This is a genomic window from Cyanobium sp. Candia 9D4 (assembly GCF_024346155.1).
Taxonomy (GTDB): Bacteria; Cyanobacteriota; Cyanobacteriia; order PCC-6307; family Cyanobiaceae; genus Cyanobium; species Cyanobium minutissimum.
Genome location: NZ_JAGQCK010000002.1, coordinates 539,523 through 551,607, shown reverse-complemented (window position 1 = coordinate 551,607; position 12,085 = coordinate 539,523). Strand labels below are relative to the sequence as shown.

Sequence of the window (12,085 nt, the reverse complement as noted above, 5' to 3'; positions counted from 1 at the left end):
CTGTCTCCTCACTGCGGCCTGTCCAATCCTCCCGCGCCGCGCTCCAGGCGCCAGCTTCCGTTGCCCAGGGGTCTGACGAGCCAGTCGCGCCAGGGCCAGGGCTCCACCTTCCCTTCGAGACGGGCCGTGGGCACCTCCAGCAGCCTGGCGAGCTCGACGGTCCGCAGGCTGTAGCCGCCCGCCGCCAGTCGGTCGGCCAGCTCCAGCCGGGAGAGCAGCTGCTGGAGCGACGGCGGGGCCGGATCCGAGGGGTCGGCCCCCGCCGGGGACCCGGCCGCGGGGACGTCCGGCTCCGGATCGGCGGCGGCAGGGGCTCCCGGCGCCGGCGACCGGCCGGGCCGGGCTTCGGTCGCCAGGGCCGGGGACTGGCCGCGGGAGAAGGCGACCGCGATCGCATCACAGCGGTCATTGTCCGGATCGCCGCTGTGGCCGCGCACGTGGCGCAGGGCCAGCCCCGGCAACCGGGCGGCATCCAGCCGCTCCCAGAGATCACGGTTGAGCACGGCCCCGCCGGACGCGGTGCGCCATCCCTTGCGCTTCCAGCCGGCCATCCACTTCTCGAAGCCGTCGATCAGATAGCGGCTGTCGGTGCGAAGCACCAGATCCGGGTGGCGCGGCAGCTCCCGCAAAGCCTCCAGCACCGCCAGGGCGGCGGTCAGCTCCATGCGGTTGTTGGTGGTGGCCCCATCCGAACCCCCCAGCTCCCGACGGGAGCCGTCCTCGAAGCGCAACAGGGCTCCCCAGCCCCCCGGGCCGGGGTTGCCGCTGCAGGCCCCATCACAGGCGGCAGCCACTACCCGCACCGGTCGATCACCCATGGAGTCGTCTTGACAGCATCGCTTGAATGGGTCCCTCTCTCCCGGAGAACGCCCGGGCCCTGGAGGTGTTCCCATGCAGCGAACCTACCTGGCCCTGGCGGGCCTGGCCCTGGCCGGAGCCGGCCTGCCGATGGTCCAGCCCCGGCTGGCCATGGCCGCCGGTCTCTTCCAGAGCGCCGACGTCGACGCCGATCGCTTTGCGGTGCTGGCGCGCCCGGTGGGCGACAACGACTGGACGCTCCTGGTGCTGGAGCAGCTGACGCCCCAGCCCGCCTGCTGGCAGGCCCGGCCGGATGGCCTGGTGGATCCGACCCTCAACCGGTTCGACTACACCGGCATCTGCAACCGCTACCTCGACAGCAACGGCTATTCCCTGCGGGTCGCCGAACAGGACCTGGGCACCGCCTACCGGCTGCGGGTGCAGCAGGTGGGATCCCGCCTGGAGCTCCAGGCCATTTCCCCGGGCACCTCGGCCATCCTCGTGGTGGGCAGGGCCGACATTCCCCTGCGGGATCGCGACGGCTTCGTGGCCCTCAGGCTCGAGCAGGGCTGGGATCTGAAACGGCGCACCTACGGGGAACGGGCCCTGAGCCACCTCTACTTCGCCAGCCCCACCCCCCTGGATCAGCTGATCGCCAACGCCGGCGGCTCCCCCACCTGGCGCCGGCCCCTCGGCCCCGGCCGGGCCCAGCCCCCGGCCCTCACCCCCATCGAACCGGCCGCGGGCCAGGGCGAGGACAGCATGGCGATGGGCAGCTCCGGGCGGGCCGTCGCCCTCCAGGTGATTCCCTACAGCGGCAGCGGTAGTGGCAGTGGTGGCGAAGGGCTCTGAGCCGGGGCGGGGCCGGGGCTGTGGCCAGTTGAATCTCCGGTCCCCCCTGCCGCCATCCCCCTTTCGCCCCGTTTAAATTGATTTCGTGAGGAGTGAAGGACGCTCTTCCAGGGTCGAAACGAGGACAGACTCCCGGAATCGTTCCATCTCCAGAGCCCTGCCTTCGGCGGGGCTCTTTTTTATGCCTGGATCGTTCCGCCATCCCGTGGGCCACGGCACCGACCAGCGCGCCAGCCACGGAACAGCCCATGAAAAAGCCGGCCCCGAAGGACCGGCTGACAACAGAGGGGGGTGCCGGACCAGGAGGCCCGGCGACGGCGGGTCACTTGATGGAGACCTTGCCACCCACTTCTTCGATGCTCTTTTTGAGAGCTTCGGCATCGGCCTTGGAGATGCCTTCCTTGACAGCCTTGGGAGCGGCTTCGACCAGGGCCTTGGCTTCGCCCAGACCGAGGCCGGTGGCCTCGCGGACGGCCTTGAGCACCTTGATCTTGGCGGCCGCATCGAAGCCATCGAGGATGACGTCGAATTCGGTCTGCTCCTCGACGGCCTCAGCGGCGGCACCGGGGGCGGCGGCGGCCACAACGACGCCAGCCGAAGCGGCGGCGGACACGCCGAAGGCCTCTTCAATCTGCTTGACGAGCTCGGAAGCCTCAAGCAGGGAGAGGGTTTTCAGTTGTTCGAGAATCTGGTCGGTGGTAGCGGACATGGGGGGGAATCAGCAACAGAACGGGAGGATCGGTGGAGCCCAGGGGTTCGCGGGTGCGAACTCAACCTTCGCCGGATTCGGCGTGCTGCTTGAGCGCCCTGGCGAGACCGGACGGAACCTCGTTGATGCCCACAGCCAGCTTGGTGGCCAGGCCGTTGATCGCACCGGCGATCTGGGCCATGAGCACCTCCTTGGAGGGCAGATCCCCGATGGCCTTGATGTCGTCTGGGGAAAGGAGCTTGCCTTCGAAAAGGCCGCCCTTCACTTCCGACTTCTTGCTGTCCTTCTGGAAGGACTGCAGGGCCTTCACCGCACCGCCGACATCGCCCTTGACCAGGACGAAGGCATTGGTGCCGGTGAGCAGGGAATCGAGATCCGACCAGGCGCTGTCACCATCAATGGCACGGCGCATCAAGGTGTTTTTGGTCACCTTGCACACACCGTTGCTGGCCTGCAGACGGGTCCGCAGATCAGTCATCTCCTTGATGGTCAGGCCCTTGAAATCGAGGACCAGCGCCATTTCGGCTTCACCGAGGAGCCCCTTGAGCTCTTCGACGATCTGTTGCTTGTTCTCCAGCGTGCGGCCCATAGGAGGTGGATCGGATCGGGGGAACAAGCAGGGAACGCGGTACGGACAGCCATCCCTTGCGGGTGGCTTCGAGGCCGCTCATCGCTCCGCTCCGATCTGAAGGACTCCGTTGGAGACCCCAGCCCAGGCAAAAACCAATCGCGTGAACCTCGGCAGGACTTACGGCAGAGAACGACCGACCGGAATCGGTGACCCTGACGACCTGCTGTCTTGGGTTGGGCGCGTGCCCTTCTGGACGAATCCAGCACTCAAACCTACATCACGGCAGGCCCAGCTCCTTCAGCCGCGCCACCCAGCGGGCATAACCGGCGGCGTTGAGATGCACGCCATCCACCGTGTAGGCACGCCTGAGTCCATCGCCGTCCGCCATCACCGGGGTCAGATCGACGAAGTCCCGGGGAGGCGTCTGGCTGGCGAGCAGGGCGTTGAGCTCGGCCACCCGCCGGACCCCGTCGGCACCGCAGCGGAAGCTGGCGCAGGGAATCGTGGACTGGATGATCACCCGGGCTCCCGTGCCGATCTGGAGACCGGTGCGCAGCCACTGGATCCGGGCGGCGACCCGGCCGGGGTCGTAGCCCCAGACGATGTCGTTGATGCCGACCATCACCAGGTAGGTGCCGGCCCCGGTGCGGCGGATCTGCGGCAGGCGGGCCATCAGCTGGAAGCTGGTGTCACCGCTCACGCCCTGGTTGAACACCACCCGATCGGGGAAGGCCGCCTGCCAGTCGCCCTGGGCCGTGAGCGAATCGCCGACGAAGGTGACCGGGGCATCACGGCGCGGGGTCTGGGCTGGCTCCACCGCCATCGAAGAGGACGGGGGCCTGGAGAACAGGCCCCACCCCAGCGCCAGCAGGGTGAGCGGCAGGGCCACCCAGCCACCGATCCGCACCCATGACGAGGCAGGCACCGCGGACGCTCAGCTCTCCTGCTTGATGTCCTGGAGAGCGGCGAAGTCGACCTGCACCGAGGGGCCCATGGTGGAGGCGACGTAGAGGCTGCGCCAGTAGCGGCCCTTGGCACCGCTGGGCTTGTTGCGGTCGATGGTTTCCTGCAGGGCCTTGAGGTTCTCCAGCAGCTTGGCGGTGTCGAAGCTGGCCTTGCCGAAACGCACGTGGACGATGCCGGCCCGGTCGGCCCGGAACTCCAGCTTGCCGGCCTTGAACTCGCTGATGGCGCCGCCCAGATCGGTGGTGACGGTGCCGGCCTTGGGGTTCGGCATCAGGCCGCGGGGACCGAGCACCCGGCCGAGCTTGGCCACCTTCGGCATCATGTCGGGGGTGGCGATCAGCAGATCGAAGTCGATCGCGCCACCGGCGATCTGGTCGACCAGCTCATCGTCGCCGGCCAGGTCGGCACCGGCGGCCTTGGCCTCGGCCACCTTCTCGCCCCGGGCGATCACGGCAATGCGGATGGTCTGGCCGGTGCCGTGGGGCAGGGCCACGGTGGTGCGCAGCTGCTGGTCGGTGTACTTGGGGTCGATGCCCAGGCGCACGTGGGCTTCGATGGTTTCGTCGAACCTGGCGGTGGCGGTGTCCTTGACCAGCGCGAGGGCCTCGAGCGGTTCGTAGGCGCGGTCCTCCACCTTGGCGGCGAGGGCGGTGAAGCGTTTGGAGACTTTTGTCATGGCGGTAAGGGGTGCGGACGACCGTGATCGGTCTCCCCCAGAAAGGTGATGAAGCGGAGAAGTGGACGGGGTGGAACGACGACCGCTGGCCGTCAGTCCTTGACGGCGACGCCCATGTTGCGGGCGGTGCCTTCGATGATGCGCATGGCCGACTCGACGCTGGTGCAGTTGAGGTCGGGCAGCTTGGTCTTGGCGATCTCCTCGAGCTGGGCGCGGCTGATGGCACCCACCGCTCCCTTGGCGGACGTGGCGGCACCCTTCTCGATGCCGGCGGCCTTGGAGATCAGCACCGAGGCGGGCGGGGTCTTGGTGATGAAGGTGAAGCTGCGGTCTTCAAAGACCGAGATCTCCACCGGGATCACGTACCCGGCCTTCTCCTGGGTGCGGGCGTTGTACTCCTTGCAGAACGCCATGATGTTGACCCCGTGCTGACCGAGGGCAGGGCCCACCGGTGGTGCGGGGTTCGCTTTGCCGGCCTGGAGGGCCAGCTTGATCACAGCTACGACTTTCTTGGCCATCGGCTGGGCTGGGGGACGGAACTCCCTTGCGGGAGTGCGGGACGGAACTCCCTTGCGGGAGCGTGGGACGGAACTCCGTTGCGGGAGCGTTGCGGATCGCCGGGGCGGGGGCCGGCCCGGCGGGATGGCGGCCCTCGAGGGGGCCACCCGGGGCCGCCCTCCGCAGGGAGGCGGCCGCCGTTCGATCAGCTCTGTTTGCTGATCTGGGAGAACTCGAGCTCCACTGGGGTCTCCCTGCCGAAGATCGACAGGAGGGCCTTCAGCTTGCTGCGTTCGCCGGAGACCTCGATCACCTCGCCCTGGAAGTCCTTGAACGGACCGGCGGTGACGAGGATCTGATCCCCCTCGGTGAGGTCGACCTTGAGGACGGGCTTCTTCTCGGCGGCACGCTTGAAGATGCGGTCGACCTCCTGGCGGCTGAGGGGCCGGGGCCGGATGTGGCCGCGGGCCTTGCCGGTGGCGCGGCGCTCCTCCTGCCCCACGAAGTTGATGACGTTGGGGGTGCTGCGCACCGCCATCATCGTGTCCTCATCGAGGACCATGCGCACCAGCACGTAGCCGGGGAACACCTTCTCCTCGATCGACTGGCGGCTGCCGTCCTTCTTCAGCTTTACACCGGGGGTCTGGGGGATCTCGATCTCGAGGATCCGGTTGCTCACCCCCAGGGTGACGGCCCGCTGCTCCAGGGTGGCCTTGACCTTCTTCTCGCAGCTGGAAGCCACCTGGACCGCGAACCAGCGGGCCACCTGGGGCTTGGCGGCTTCAGCGGCTTCGGCCGCCTCGGCCCCGCCCTCGGCGGCGAGGTCGAGGACCTCCCCAGTGGGATCCGTACCCTCGGCGGGGAGCTCCAGCACCTCGGGGGCGTCCGGTTCGATCTCAGGCACGGCAGGCAGGGGAAGGGTCATCAACGGAAGATCTGGGTTGATCCCCAGTGGTAGAAGCGGTCGATCGCAGCGATCGCCGCGGCCGAAAGGCTCACCATCAGGATCACCGCCACCGACTCGCTGAACAGCTGCTGGCGGCTCGGCCAGACGACCTTGCGCAGCTCCGCGAGGGTGACCGCCACGAAGCCGGTGGGCTCCTTCTCCTCGGAGGGGAAGCCATCCGGACCGTCGTCGGGCGCGGACGTGCCGTTCCCGCGGGCCAGGGGCCCGTCGGGACTGCTCGTGGTGGTGGTGGCAGGGGGGATGGGGTCCACGGTGTGGATTCCGATGGCTGCCCTGGTGTCGGCAGACATCGACAAACGATCACCCTACCGGACGTCCCTCCCGGGTGTCCGCCAGGGGAACGAAGCGGAAGCCCGCCTCTCCGGGTCCGGCGAGCTCCAGCCGCACCCCCCGGGCCGTCGTGAAGTGATCCTCCAGCAGCTCGGTGGCCAGCGGGTTCTCGATGCGACGCCGCAGCACCCGGCGCAGGGGCCGGGCCCCGTACTCGGGTTCGTAGCCCTGGGCGGCCAGGGCCACCACGACGGCCTCGTCGATCTCCAGCTCCAGGCGCTGCTCCCGCAGCAGCAGGGCCAGCTCCGCCAGCTGCAGCCGCACGATCCGCTCCAGATCGGCGCGGGCGAGGGGACGGAACCGGATCACCTCGTCGATGCGGTTGAGGAACTCCGGCCGGAACTGGCGCGAGAGGGCCTCCTCCACCGCCCGATCGAGGCTGCGGTCCCGGGCCTGCTCCCCCCCCTCGGGGCCGGGATCCCCTGCCTCGCCGGCGGAGGGGGCGGCGCGGGCCCGCTCGAGGATGGCGCGGCTGGCCAGGTTGCTGGTCATGATCACCACGGTGTGGCGGAAATCGACCGTGCGGCCCTGGGAATCGGTGAGGCGGCCGTCGTCGAGCACCTGCAGCAGCAGGTTGAAGACATCGGGGTGGGCCTTCTCCACCTCATCCAGCAGCAGCACCGCATAGGGGCGGCGGCGCACGGCCTCGGTGAGCTGGCCGCCTTCCTCGTAGCCCACGTAGCCCGGGGGGGCCCCCACCAGGCGGGCAACGGCGTTGCGCTCCATGAATTCGCTCATGTCGAGCCGCACCAGGGCCTCCTCCTCATCGAAGAGGGCCGCCGCCAGGGCCTTGGCCAGTTCCGTCTTGCCCACCCCCGTGGGCCCCAGGAACAGGAACGACCCCACCGGCCGGGTGGGGGCCTGCATGCCGGCGCGGGAGCGGCGGATCGAGGCTGCCACCGCCGCCACCGCCTCGGGCTGGCCGATCACCCGTTCCCCGAGCCGCTGCTCCAGCTCGAGCAGCTTCTGGCGTTCGCCGGCCAGCAGCCGCTGGATGGGGATGCCGGTGGAGCGGGCCACCACATCGGCGATGTCACCCTCCTCCACCTGCTCCCGCAGCATCGGATCGCTCTGCAGTTCCGCCTCCAGGGCCGCCCGGCGCTGCTGCACCCCGTGCAGCTGGTCGTACTGCAGCCGGGCCGCCTCCTCCAGGTCCCCGTCCCGCTCGGCTTCGGCGATGGCGTGGCGCAGGTCCTCGTCCTGCTGCAGCAGCTCGCGCAGCTCCCCCAGGCGCTCCCGCTCCCCCGCCCAGCGCCGCTGCAGGCGGTCGAGCTGCTCATGGGCGAGGCGCCGCTGCTCCTGCAGCTGCACCCGCTCCTCCAGGGGCGCCGCCTCGGCGGCCAGCAGCGCCAGTTCCACCCGCCGCAGTTCCGCCTCGGCCGCCTCCACCACCTGGGGCTTGGAGGTGGCCTCCATGCGCAGGTTGGCGGCGGCCTCATCGATCAGGTCGATGGCCGAATCCGGCAGGCAGCGGTCGCTGATGTAGCGGGAGGCCAGCCGAGACGCCGCCACCAGGGCCCCATCGGTGATGGTGACGCCATGGTGGAGCTCGTAGCGCTCCTTCAGCCCCCGCAGGATCTCGAGGCAGGTGGGACCATCGGGCTCGCGGATCACCACCTGCTGGAAACGGCGTTCCAGGGCGGGATCCTTTTCGATGCTGCGCCGGTAGTCCTCGGGGGTGGTGGCGCCGATGCAGCGCAGGTCGCCGCGGGCCAGCACCGGCTTGAGGATGCTGGCCGCATCGGCGCCGGAACGGTCGCTGCCCACCACCGTGTGCAGCTCGTCGATGAACAGCACCACACCGCCGGCACGGCCGCCTTCCCCGTCCTCGCCGCGCACCCCGTCGTTGTCGCGGACCTCGGCCAGCACGCTGCGCAGGCGCTCCTCGAACTGGCCGCGGAACTTGGCCCCGGCGATCAGGGCCCCCAGGTCCAGGGCCACCAGCCGCAGGCCCCGCAGGGCATCGGGCACTTCGCCGGCCACGATCCGCTGGGCCAGGGATTCAGCCACGGCCGTCTTGCCGACGCCGGGCTCACCGATCAGCACCGGGTTGTTCTTGCTGCGCCGGGAAAGCACCTGGATCAGCCGGCGGATCTCGGTGTCGCGGCCCACCACCGGATCGAGCTGGCCGGCCCGGGCGGCGGCGGTGAGGTCACGGCCGTAGCGCTCGAGGGCGCCGGGTTCGGGCTCCCCCTCCCGCTGCAGGGTCATGGCGGGCTCCGGCGCCGCCGGCGGCCGCGGGGGGGCAGCGGCCGCGGCCGCTCGCGAGGGGGCCGGCGGTGGCGGGGCCGGGGCCAACGGAGCCGGGGCCGGCGCCAGCGACGGGGCGGGGGCAGCGGCGGTCACGGTGGCCCCGGCGGCAGTGGCCTCGGCCGCAGCCGGCAGGGGGCGCCACTGGCGCAGCAGCAGGTCCTCGCTCAGCCCCTCCTCCACCAGCAGTGACGCCCCGATCCTGGGCTCCACCAGAAGGGCCAGCAGCAGGTGGGGCACATCCAGCAGGCGGGATCCCCAGGCGGCCCGGCGCCGATCGGCCTCCTCCAGCAGATCCTCGAGGGCATCGCCGATGTAGAGGGTGCCGCCGCCGCCGTCCGGCTGCTCGGCGCAGAAGGTCTCGAGCCGGTCCAGCAGCCGGTCCTCATCGAGGGGCAGGGGGTCCACCCAGCTGGCGAAGCGCCGGTTCAGCAGCAGGGTGAGCAGCAGGTGCTCCACGTCCATGGCGCCGTGGCGCCAGCGGCGGGCCTGCTCCTGGGAGGCGATCAGCAGATCCCAGGCGGCGTCGCTGAAGCGGTCGGGGTCGCTGGTGAGGCTGGCCGCAGCGCCCCCCGCGCCCCGGTCGTCACGCAGGCGGGAATCAGTGCGCATCGGACCGGGACGACGTCTGGATCAGTTCCACCTTGTAGCCATCCGGATCCTCCACGAAGGCGAGCACGGTGGTGCCGTGCTGCTTCGGACCGGGCGGACGGACCACCCGCCCGCCCTTGGCGGCGATCGCCGCGCAGGTGGCATGGATGTCATCGACACCGATGGCCAGGTGGCCGAACCCCGTGCCGATCTCGTAGGCGTCGGTGTCCCAGTTGTGGGTGAGCTCCAGCACGGTGGTGTCCGCCTCGTCGCCATAGCCGACGAAGGCCAGGGTGTAGGCGCCGCCGGGGTAGTCCTTGCGGCGCAACAGCTTCATGCCCAGCACCTCGGTATAGAAGCGCAGGGAGCGCTCCAGATCGCCCACCCGGAGCATGGTGTGGAGGAGTCGCATCGGCGGTGCACCAGCTCGGGCCATTCTGACCAGGGTGGCGCAGGGAACACAGGCGAGGGCGGAGGACGACCCATAGGATTCGCCCACCAGCACACCCCCTGTGTACGACTCCCTCGACCTCGTCATCGACTCCATCGTTGCCCGCGAAGTGCTCGACTCCCGCGGCACCCCCACGGTGGAGGCGGAGGTGTATCTGGAGGGGGGCGCCAGCGGCCGCGCCATCGTGCCCAGCGGCGCCAGCACCGGCGCCCACGAGGCCCATGAGCTGCGGGACGGCGAGAAGGCCTACTTCGGCAAGGGCGTCAGCAAGGCGGTGGAGAACATCGAGGAGCGCATCGCCCCGGCCCTGTGCGGCCTGAGCGCCCTGGACCAGGGCGCCGTCGACGAGGCCATGAACGAACTCGACGGCAGCGACAACAAATCCGCCCTCGGCGCCAACGCGATCCTGGCCGTGAGCCTGGCCACCGCGCACGCCGCCGCCAAGGCCCTGGGCCTGCCGCTCTACCGCTACCTGGGCGGTCCGATGGCCACCCTGCTGCCGGTGCCGCTGATGAACGTCATCAACGGCGGCGCCCACGCCTCCAACAACCTGGACTTCCAGGAGTTCATGCTGGTGCCCCACGGAGCGGGCAGCTTCCGCGAGGCCCTGCGCATGGGCGCCGAGGTGTTCCACACCCTCAAGGGGCTGCTCAAGGATCAGGGGCTCTCCACGGCGGTGGGCGACGAGGGTGGCTTCGCCCCCGACCTGGCCGGCAACGACGCCGCCGGCGAGCTGCTGATGCAGGCGATCGAGAAGGCCGGCTACCGGCCCGGCGACCAGATCTCCCTGGCCCTCGATGTGGCCAGCACCGAGTTCTATGCCGATGGCCGCTACGCCTTCGGCGGCGGCTGCTACACCAGCGCCGAGATGGTCGACCAGCTGGCGGCCCTGGCGGCCCGCTTCCCGATCGTCTCGATCGAGGACGGCCTGGCCGAGGACGACTGGGAGGGCTGGCGCCTGCTGACCGAGCGCCTGGGGGGCACGGTGCAGCTGGTGGGCGACGACCTCTTCGTGACCAACACCACCCGGCTGCAGCAGGGGATCGAGCAGGGCATCGCCAATTCGATCCTGATCAAGGTGAACCAGATCGGCTCGCTCACGGAGACCCTGCAGGCCATCGACATGGCCACCCGGGCCGGTTACACCAGCGTGATCAGCCACCGCAGCGGCGAGACGGAGGATGTGACCATCGCCGACCTGGCCGTGGCCACCCGCGCCGGCCAGATCAAGACCGGTTCCCTCAGCCGCAGCGACCGGGTCGCCAAGTACAACCAGCTGCTGCGCATCGAGGACGAACTGGGCAGCCAGGCGGTGTATGCCGGCGTGGAGGACCGGGGGCCGCGGGGCAAGGCCTGAGCCCGCGGGCCGCAGCCACCGTGCTGATCCTCAGCGTTGCAGCTCCGCGAACCGGATCCTCCCGGTTCGGCCAGCTGCTGCAGTCGATGAAGTCCGCCTTTGTCTGCGAGCCCTTCCACCCGACGGCCTACATCCACTGTGCCGAGGGCCCGAGCGGCCTGCGCTTCTACGACAAGGCGCCTTACGACCTGAGTGAATTCGGCAGGGACATGGTGGCGGATTCCCTGATCAAGAGCTTTCTGCCGACCCGCACGCTTCGCATGGGAGCCGCGCCCCGAGGCGCGGCAAGCCACCTCCACGGAATCAGCCTGCGACTCCGGCGAAAGGAGAGGCTGAAGATTGCTCAGTTTCTCTCCGTCGTGCTGGAGAAAGCCAGTGCGGCGATCGGGCCGGCCTACAACATCTTCCGTGAACCCAGAATCGCCCGACGCGTCTGCGAGCTTCTTGACGCCAGGGAAGACACCTACACGCTGGAACTCTTCCCGAACCATCTCTCACCGGAATGCCATGGCTTCCTCTGCAGAACCTACCCCCTGATCCTTCATCAACGGAGCCTGATTGACAGTTATATCTCGTTGATCAAGACCGACTCGCGACGCTGGAACGGCGTCAATACCACCGGTTGCAACGTGAGGATCTGTCCCGAATCCTTCGTGGCCTACTGCCGATTCATCTCCGGCTACTACCTGCGCAGCCTGCGGGCAGGAGACGCTTTCCGCGGACCCAGCCCGGCGCCGGCCCAGGGGAGCCACCCCAGGCATTGCGTCATCAACTACGAAGACTGGTGCGACCATCCCAATCACCAGCAGGCTGGCCGGGTCCATCAACTGCTTGCCCAGCAGGGTTTCTCCGAGGCCTTCCTGGAGCCGGACAGATCGGCCGCGACCGCATCCGGTGCGCTGAACCGGCAGGACCAGGCCAGCGACTGGTCCCACAAGGTGACGAATGCGGACGAGGTGGTCGATGCCCTGAAGCAGCGATCGCTGCAAGGGTTGCTGGGGGCCCGTCCGCTGGAGATCCCGGCCCTGAGTGTGCCGCTGCACGACTGAGCCGAACCTCCGCAGGGAGC

The 12,085-nt window shown here is 69.6% G+C and carries 13 protein-coding genes; 3 read left to right on the top strand and 10 right to left on the bottom strand.

What is annotated here, in order from left to right; all coding sequences use genetic code 11:
* Positions 1–8: 8 nt before the first annotated feature.
* Positions 9–818 carry a ribonuclease H gene (locus tag KBZ08_RS07245; RefSeq protein WP_254972222.1) on the bottom strand — a complete coding sequence of 270 codons (810 nt, stop codon included), beginning with the start codon at positions 816–818 and terminating at the stop codon, positions 9–11.
* A gap of 73 nt (positions 819–891) precedes the next feature.
* Here KBZ08_RS07245 and KBZ08_RS07240 point away from each other — a divergent pair, with 73 nt between their 5' ends.
* Positions 892–1,650: a DUF3747 domain-containing protein gene (locus tag KBZ08_RS07240; RefSeq protein WP_106219429.1), complete on the top strand. Its 759-nt coding sequence runs from the start codon at positions 892–894 to the stop codon at positions 1,648–1,650.
* A gap of 322 nt (positions 1,651–1,972) precedes the next feature.
* On the opposite strand, the gene rplL is transcribed toward KBZ08_RS07240, so the two are convergent.
* From rplL to gloA, 9 genes are all read right to left on the bottom strand, one after another.
* Entirely contained in the window at positions 1,973–2,359 is a 387-nt protein-coding gene (rplL, locus tag KBZ08_RS07235) for a 50S ribosomal protein L7/L12 (protein WP_106219430.1), read from the bottom strand.
* A gap of 61 nt (positions 2,360–2,420) precedes the next feature.
* Positions 2,421–2,948, bottom strand: coding sequence for a 50S ribosomal protein L10 (rplJ, locus tag KBZ08_RS07230; RefSeq protein WP_106219431.1), 528 nt, complete (start codon positions 2,946–2,948; stop codon positions 2,421–2,423).
* Between the two features lie 259 nt (positions 2,949–3,207).
* Entirely contained in the window at positions 3,208–3,855 is a 648-nt protein-coding gene (locus tag KBZ08_RS07225; protein WP_254972221.1) for a GDSL-type esterase/lipase family protein, read from the bottom strand.
* A 9-nt stretch (positions 3,856–3,864) separates the two neighbouring features.
* Positions 3,865–4,572 carry a 50S ribosomal protein L1 gene (gene rplA / locus KBZ08_RS07220; protein WP_106219433.1) on the bottom strand — a complete coding sequence of 236 codons (708 nt, stop codon included), beginning with the start codon at positions 4,570–4,572 and terminating at the stop codon, positions 3,865–3,867.
* Between the two features lie 92 nt (positions 4,573–4,664).
* Complete coding sequence (gene rplK / locus KBZ08_RS07215) at positions 4,665–5,090, bottom strand: 50S ribosomal protein L11 (protein WP_106219434.1); 426 nt, start codon at positions 5,088–5,090, stop codon at positions 4,665–4,667.
* Positions 5,091–5,275: 185 nt separating this feature from the next.
* Positions 5,276–5,995: a transcription termination/antitermination protein NusG gene (nusG, locus tag KBZ08_RS07210; RefSeq protein WP_254972220.1), complete on the bottom strand. Its 720-nt coding sequence runs from the start codon at positions 5,993–5,995 to the stop codon at positions 5,276–5,278.
* Positions 5,995–6,237, bottom strand: coding sequence for a preprotein translocase subunit SecE (gene secE, locus KBZ08_RS07205; protein WP_236550635.1), 243 nt, complete (start codon positions 6,235–6,237; stop codon positions 5,995–5,997). Before secE ends, nusG begins: the two co-directional genes overlap by 1 nt.
* Positions 6,238–6,337: 100 nt before the next feature.
* Complete coding sequence (locus tag KBZ08_RS07200) at positions 6,338–9,229, bottom strand: ATP-dependent Clp protease ATP-binding subunit (protein WP_254972219.1); 2,892 nt, start codon at positions 9,227–9,229, stop codon at positions 6,338–6,340.
* Positions 9,219–9,620 (bottom strand): lactoylglutathione lyase, encoded by a 402-nt coding sequence (gloA, locus tag KBZ08_RS07195; RefSeq protein ID WP_106219438.1) that lies wholly within the window; start codon positions 9,618–9,620, stop codon positions 9,219–9,221. Before gloA ends, KBZ08_RS07200 begins: the two co-directional genes overlap by 11 nt.
* Before the next feature lie 100 nt (positions 9,621–9,720).
* Here gloA and eno point away from each other — a divergent pair, with 100 nt between their 5' ends.
* Together eno and KBZ08_RS07185 are read left to right on the top strand one after the other, a co-directional pair.
* On the top strand, positions 9,721–11,016 hold the full coding sequence (eno, locus tag KBZ08_RS07190; RefSeq protein ID WP_254972218.1) for a phosphopyruvate hydratase: 1,296 nt from the start codon (positions 9,721–9,723) through the stop codon (positions 11,014–11,016).
* A 20-nt stretch (positions 11,017–11,036) separates the two neighbouring features.
* Positions 11,037–12,065: a hypothetical protein gene (locus KBZ08_RS07185; protein WP_254972217.1), complete on the top strand. Its 1,029-nt coding sequence runs from the start codon at positions 11,037–11,039 to the stop codon at positions 12,063–12,065.
* The last annotated feature ends 20 nt before the right edge of the window (positions 12,066–12,085 follow it).